We start from the raw sequence: 5,419 nt of genomic DNA, 5'->3' as shown, positions 1-5,419 counted from the left end.
GCTCTGATACAAAATCGGCACGGGGTTCTTCCTGAAAGTTTCCAGTCCGTTCAGCGAGTCCGCCGTAGCATACTCCCTCATCAGCTTCTTCAGGTTATATCCGCATCCCTTCATCAGCTCCACTAGGAAAGTAGGCGTACCCGTCTCGAACCAATAATCACCAAATCTCTTTTTGGCAAAAGTATTAAGTATGCTGAACGGGTTATAAATATCCACACAATCCTCGTTGAAGTGATACCCGTCATACAGTTCCTTCAGTTTCGCTTTCGCTTCCTCCTCAGTCATATTATTGGCCGCACCCAACTCCTTTATGCCTTCTTTGAATACAGAGTGCAGTTCCTTCTCCGTGATACCACAAATGCCTACATAAGCAAATTCCATCGATACATCCCTCAGGTTATTCAGGTCGCTGAACACACTCACCTTTCCGAACTTCGTCACCCCTGTCAGAAGAGCGAAGCGTATATACCTGTCCATCGACTTCAGTGCCCCATAGAAAGCCTTCAGCGTGTTCCTGTACTCATCCTGCAGCTCCTCATTATCTATGGCCTGCAACATTGGCTTGTCATATTCATCTACCAGGATTACAGTGTTTCTTCCAGTCTTTTCAGCCGCTCTCCGTATCACCCCTTCAAATCTTGTGGCAAGCGAATACTCATCAGGATTCTTGCCATACAAAGCCTCACACTGTTTCAGAAACAAGTCAAGCTTGTTCTCCAGATCCTTTGGAGTGGCATACCTTTCAGTGTTCAGATCCAGATGCAGCACAGGATACTCCATCCATTCCTTTTCCAGTTCTGCAATCTTTAAGCCTTCGAACATCTCCCTCTTTCCGCTGAAATAAGTCTCCAGAGTAGAGATAAGCAGACTCTTTCCGAACCTGCGCGGACGGCTCAGAAAGTAATATACACCGTTATTTACCAGATCATATATCAGATCTGTCTTGTCGATATAAAGATAACCGCCTTCGCGTATTTTTTCAAAATTCTGTATTCCTATAGGGTATTTCATGTTGGGCAATTAATAATTAAAAATTAAGTTATAAGGCTTCAGTTACCAGTTTCTAGTCCCGGAGCCGCCGCATGGGGGAATCCCAGCCCGTAATATTATCTGTTTCCTTTCAGCTCCTCAATCACCTTCAGCAGATACTGTCCGTACTGGTTCTTCAGCATCGGTTCCGCATTCTTTCTCATCTGTTCCTCAGATATCCACCCCTTGCGGTAAGCTATACCCTCCAGACATGCTATTTTCAGTCCCGTACGTTTCTCCAGCACCTCGATATAAGTCGAAGCCTCGCTCAGCGAGTCATGCGTACCCGTATCCAGCCATGCGAAACCACGTCCCAGAGTCTGCACCTTCAGTTCCCCGTCCTCCAGGAAACGCTGGTTCACCGTAGTAATCTCCAGTTCTCCGCGGGCCGACGGCTTGATGTTCTTTGCCACATCCACCACCTTGTTCGGATAGAAATACAGTCCCACCACCGCATAGTTCGATTTCGGTTTTGCCGGTTTCTCCTCTATACTCAGGCAGTTGCCCTCCTTGTCGAATTCAGCCACCCCGTATCGTTCCGGATCGTTCACCCAGTATCCGAACACCGTAGCCTTCTTCTCCTCCTCGGCAGTGCGTACAGCCTCTTTCAGCATACCGCTGAAACCAGCCCCGTGGAAGATATTGTCACCCAGCACCAGACACGCCGAGTCATTGCCAATGAATTTCTCGCCTATGATGAACGCCTGAGCCAGACCGTCCGGACTAGGCTGTTCCGCATATTCGAATTTCACTCCGAATTCCGAGCCGTCGCCCAGCAGACGCTTGAATCCCGGCAAGTCATACGGAGTAGATATAATAAGAATCTCCCTTATCCCTGCCAGCATCAGCACGGAAATAGGATAATAAATCATCGGTTTGTCAAACACAGGGAGCATCTGTTTGCTCACCCCCTTGGTGATAGGATACAGTCTCGTTCCGCTACCACCTGCCAATACGATTCCTTTCATATTATTATGAGTTTGTGAGTTTTTAAGTTGACGAGATACTAGTTGACAAGTTGACGAGTTGACGAGTTGACGAGGTTGCCATCCGGATGGAGACCTTGTTAACTTGTAACTGAAACCTTGTCACCTAATAAAGTTCTTTATTATAGTCAAACAGCCATTCCGCATCCTTCAGTCTCGGATGATGCCTGTCCTTTTCGCTCAGGATAACCTTGTCAGCAGGAATTCCCCAGTCTATACCCAGATCCGGATCATCCCATGCAATGGCCCCTTCCGACTGCGGCGCATAGAAATTGTCACATTTATACTGGAAAATCACTTCCGGAGTAAGCACAGAGAAACCATGCGCAAATCCTCTCGGCACGAAGAACTGTCTGTGATTATCCTCAGTCAGTTCCACAGCCACATGCTTTCCGAATGTAGGCGAGCCCTTTCTGATATCCACAGCCACATCCAGCACTGCCCCCTTAATCACCCTCACCAGCTTGCTCTGGCAGTAAGGCGGTTTCTGGAAATGCAGTCCCCTCAACACCCCATATTGCGATTTGCTTTCATTGTCCTGCACGAATTTCACTTCCCTCACTTCCTTGCAGAAATCCCTTTCGGAGAACGATTCAAAGAAATATCCCCTCTGGTCGTTGAAAATGCGTGGTTCTATAATCACCACACCGTCTATTTCAGTCTTGATTACATTCATATTATCGATAAAAAAACATGTTCTATATCCGCAAAAGTAACCTAAAAAAACTTAATACCCAAAGAATAATCATAAAAAATCCCCCATGCCGTCACCCGGCATGGAGGATAAATACAAATTGTCGGCCTAGCAGCCGTTTTCCAGCCATTCCTTAACATCGAAACACGGACACTCCTTCACCCATTCCTCCGGTTCAATCATTCCGTCCCCGTCCAGGTCAGGGCTGAAGTCACGGTGTCCCCCTATATGCTTGATGTCAAACTCCCTTTTCAGGGTTTCCAGCAGCCATTTCATGGCATTCTTCTGTTCTGAGGTGCGTGTATCCGCCGGGTTCCCTTTAGCGTCCAGTCCCCCTTCGTAGCAGATACCTATGCTCCCTTCGTTGTGTCCCTTGCAGTGGGCACCCACCTTCTCCACCGGCCTCATGTCGCAGATCTCACCCGTTCTCCTGATGTAGAAATGATAGCCACACCCGTTGAACCCCCTCTTCCTGTGCATCCTTGTGAGATCGGCAGGCTCCAGCCTTTTGTTGGCCGGAGTGGCGGAACAATGAATTATCACAGTATCAACATGACGCATTGTCCCCTCCGTTTCTCCTGTTAGCAAAACCACCGGTGAGAAAGCAAATCACACATTTCAGAATCCGTACGATAATCTTCTTCATTTTGTATCACATTATGGAAGCGGTTCTTCCGTTTCCTCCTTCTTGTACTTCTGTTCCACCTTCTCATATTTCAGCGTAGTTAGCATGTTCGACAGCGTTCTTCCGCTTCTGAACAAAATCTTCGCCTTCTGGATCAGGCCGTCGTGATAATCATCCTTCGTAGTCGCCCCTTCGCCGCTCAGGCTCACCTGTAGCGATCCCAGTTCTCCCAGTCGCACTATTTCACCGTTCGAGAGCGAGTCGGACACCACATCCTCCAGAGCTATAAGCACCGCCATCACGTCCGCACGCGTCACCGTACACATCTGCTGTATTCTCTGCGACAATTCCCTGATGCCCGCCTCTCCTCGAGCCTGAGCCTGCGCATAAAACTTTCCCCCCATTTCCGGGTTCTGAGGGTCTTTACGTTCCACTACCGAATAAGTCAAATACTTGTCCATAAAATTTTCCTTTCTTTTTTAATGATTAATACTCGTCCGGTCCGTAATCACGACCATCGGTACACTTCGCGGGCCCTTTCCAGCATACCCTTGTCGCTTTCCTTTCCGATTACGATACAAAGGTATCATCCCCGTTTCTTGTCCCGTTCCCCTTTGTCCTCCATAGTATGGACAAGTATGTATTTAACAGAAAATTCCCCCATGCCCGCTAAATCGCGGGTACGGGGGAATACTTCTGTTCCACTTTTTTGAATGTCAGTTTGCGAATACTGTGTTTAATGGTCTTTCCATCCTTGAACAGCGTCTTCACTTTCGTTATATGCTTACTGCAGAAATCATCTTTCCTGTCACATCCGTCACTGCTGATTGTCATTGACAGCGACCCCAGCTCACCTATTCTCACTATATATCCGTCGCATAGAGCTTCTGCCACCACATCTTCCAGAGTCATCAGTACCGCCACTATATCCGGTTTCCCGACATAACAGTTTCTGTCTATTTTCTCTATCAGTTCCTTACTTTCCAATACGCCACGCGACTGGAACTGTGCATAAAACTTACCCTCTTTATCAGGGCATTTAGGGTTCTTTCTTTCCACTACCGAATAATTCAGACAATTGAACATAATTTCTTAATGTTTAGAGGTTTAACTTCGTTACAAAGATATCACTCCATGAAATTATGCAGTTCCCTTTTGTCCTGTTTGGTCGGTGTATATCTGTAATTATTACTGTTACCCTTCTCCTTTTCGCTGATATACCTTATAGCACTCACCATATCCGTTCGGAACAGACACAGATATATAAAGCATTAGTCATAATTCTACTTCACAATCCACCTCTCCACATTCCTCTTCTCATAGCTGAAGTTCACACCCACTTTCACCAGCTTCCTTCCGTCACATTCGAAAGGCAGGGCATAGTCCTTGCTCTCTATCTGTCGCATTGCCTCTTCCGCCGTGCCGTCCAGCTTGAACTCCATTACGTATATGTAGTCCGGTGTCTTCACCACCATGTCAATCCTTCCATCCGAGGTATGATATTCCGCCTGCGTATAGAATCCCAGCATTTTGAACAGGATGAACATCACGTTCTGGTAGTGCAGCTCCAGGTCGCGTGCCAGCTCGTACGGAGTGTCGGCAAAGAAAGTCGTCAGTCGTTTCATGAAAGCGTCAGTGTCTCCGCTTTCAATATCCTTCACGAAATTCATGATTCCGAACGTAGCCTCCGAATTATCCATTCCCGTATAGCTCGGCAACAGGAATTCCATGAAACCGTCCTCCACCTCTTTGTTCGGGAATCCCAGTATATAAGTCTTGAATCTGCTGTCATAATCCTTGATTGTCAGATACCCGCTCTGATACAAAATCGGCACGGGGTTCTTCCTGAAAGTTTCCAGTCCGTTCAGCGAGTCCGCCGTAGCATACTCCCTCATCAGTTTCTTCAGATTATATCCGCACCCCTTCATCAGCTCCACGAGGAATGTAGGCGTACCCGTCTCGAACCAATAATCACCAAATCTTTTTTTGGCAAAAGTATTCAGTATGCTGAACGGGTTATAAATATCCACACAATCCTCGTTGAAGTGATACCCGTCATACAGTTCCTTCAGTTTCGCTTTCGCT

7 protein-coding genes are annotated in these 5,419 nt (G+C 47.1%); all 7 read right to left on the bottom strand.

The window, feature by feature from the left end; genetic code table 11:
• Positions 1–1,011, bottom strand: a 1,011-nt coding sequence (locus tag OCV82_RS15025; RefSeq protein WP_154045186.1) for an ATP-binding protein, incomplete at its 3' end; no start/stop codon positions are given.
• 95 nt (positions 1,012–1,106) lie between these two features.
• Positions 1,107–1,997: a glucose-1-phosphate thymidylyltransferase RfbA gene (rfbA, locus tag OCV82_RS15020; RefSeq protein ID WP_154045184.1), complete on the bottom strand. Its 891-nt coding sequence runs from the start codon at positions 1,995–1,997 to the stop codon at positions 1,107–1,109.
• 124 nt (positions 1,998–2,121) lie between these two features.
• Complete coding sequence (gene rfbC / locus OCV82_RS15015; protein WP_154045182.1) at positions 2,122–2,691, bottom strand: dTDP-4-dehydrorhamnose 3,5-epimerase; 570 nt, start codon at positions 2,689–2,691, stop codon at positions 2,122–2,124.
• Between the two features lie 126 nt (positions 2,692–2,817).
• Positions 2,818–3,270 carry an N-acetylmuramoyl-L-alanine amidase gene (locus OCV82_RS15010; protein WP_154045180.1) on the bottom strand — a complete coding sequence of 151 codons (453 nt, stop codon included), beginning with the start codon at positions 3,268–3,270 and terminating at the stop codon, positions 2,818–2,820.
• A 96-nt stretch (positions 3,271–3,366) separates the two neighbouring features.
• Positions 3,367–3,795: an HU family DNA-binding protein gene (locus OCV82_RS15005; protein ID WP_154045178.1), complete on the bottom strand. Its 429-nt coding sequence runs from the start codon at positions 3,793–3,795 to the stop codon at positions 3,367–3,369.
• 208 nt (positions 3,796–4,003) lie between these two features.
• Positions 4,004–4,420, bottom strand: a complete 417-nt coding sequence (locus OCV82_RS15000) for an HU family DNA-binding protein (protein ID WP_154045176.1) — start codon at positions 4,418–4,420, stop codon at positions 4,004–4,006.
• A 197-nt stretch (positions 4,421–4,617) separates the two neighbouring features.
• Positions 4,618–5,419 (bottom strand): PD-(D/E)XK nuclease domain-containing protein (locus OCV82_RS14995; RefSeq protein WP_154045174.1); only part of this gene is annotated, 802 nt, incomplete at its 5' end.

Origin of the sequence: Bacteroides cellulolyticus (assembly GCF_025567135.1) — a bacterium.
Lineage (GTDB): Bacteria > Bacteroidota > Bacteroidia > Bacteroidales > Bacteroidaceae > Phocaeicola > Phocaeicola cellulolyticus.
The sequence above is the reverse complement of the archived record's forward strand: the minus strand, read 5'-3'. Positions and strand labels throughout refer to the sequence as shown.

Bases quoted from the DNA above. Each gene is read 5' to 3' on its own strand.
- OCV82_RS15010 (WP_154045180.1), bottom strand. From the start codon at position 3,270: ATGCGTCATGTTGATACTGTGATAATTCATTGTTCCGCCACTCCGGCC.
- OCV82_RS15005 (WP_154045178.1), bottom strand. From the start codon at position 3,795: ATGGACAAGTATTTGACTTATTCGGTAGTGGAACGTAAAGACCCTCAG.
- rfbC (WP_154045182.1), bottom strand. From the start codon at position 2,691: ATGAATGTAATCAAGACTGAAATAGACGGTGTGGTGATTATAGAACCA.
- rfbA (WP_154045184.1), bottom strand. From the start codon at position 1,997: ATGAAAGGAATCGTATTGGCAGGTGGTAGCGGAACGAGACTGTATCCT.
- OCV82_RS15000 (WP_154045176.1), bottom strand. From the start codon at position 4,420: ATGTTCAATTGTCTGAATTATTCGGTAGTGGAAAGAAAGAACCCTAAA.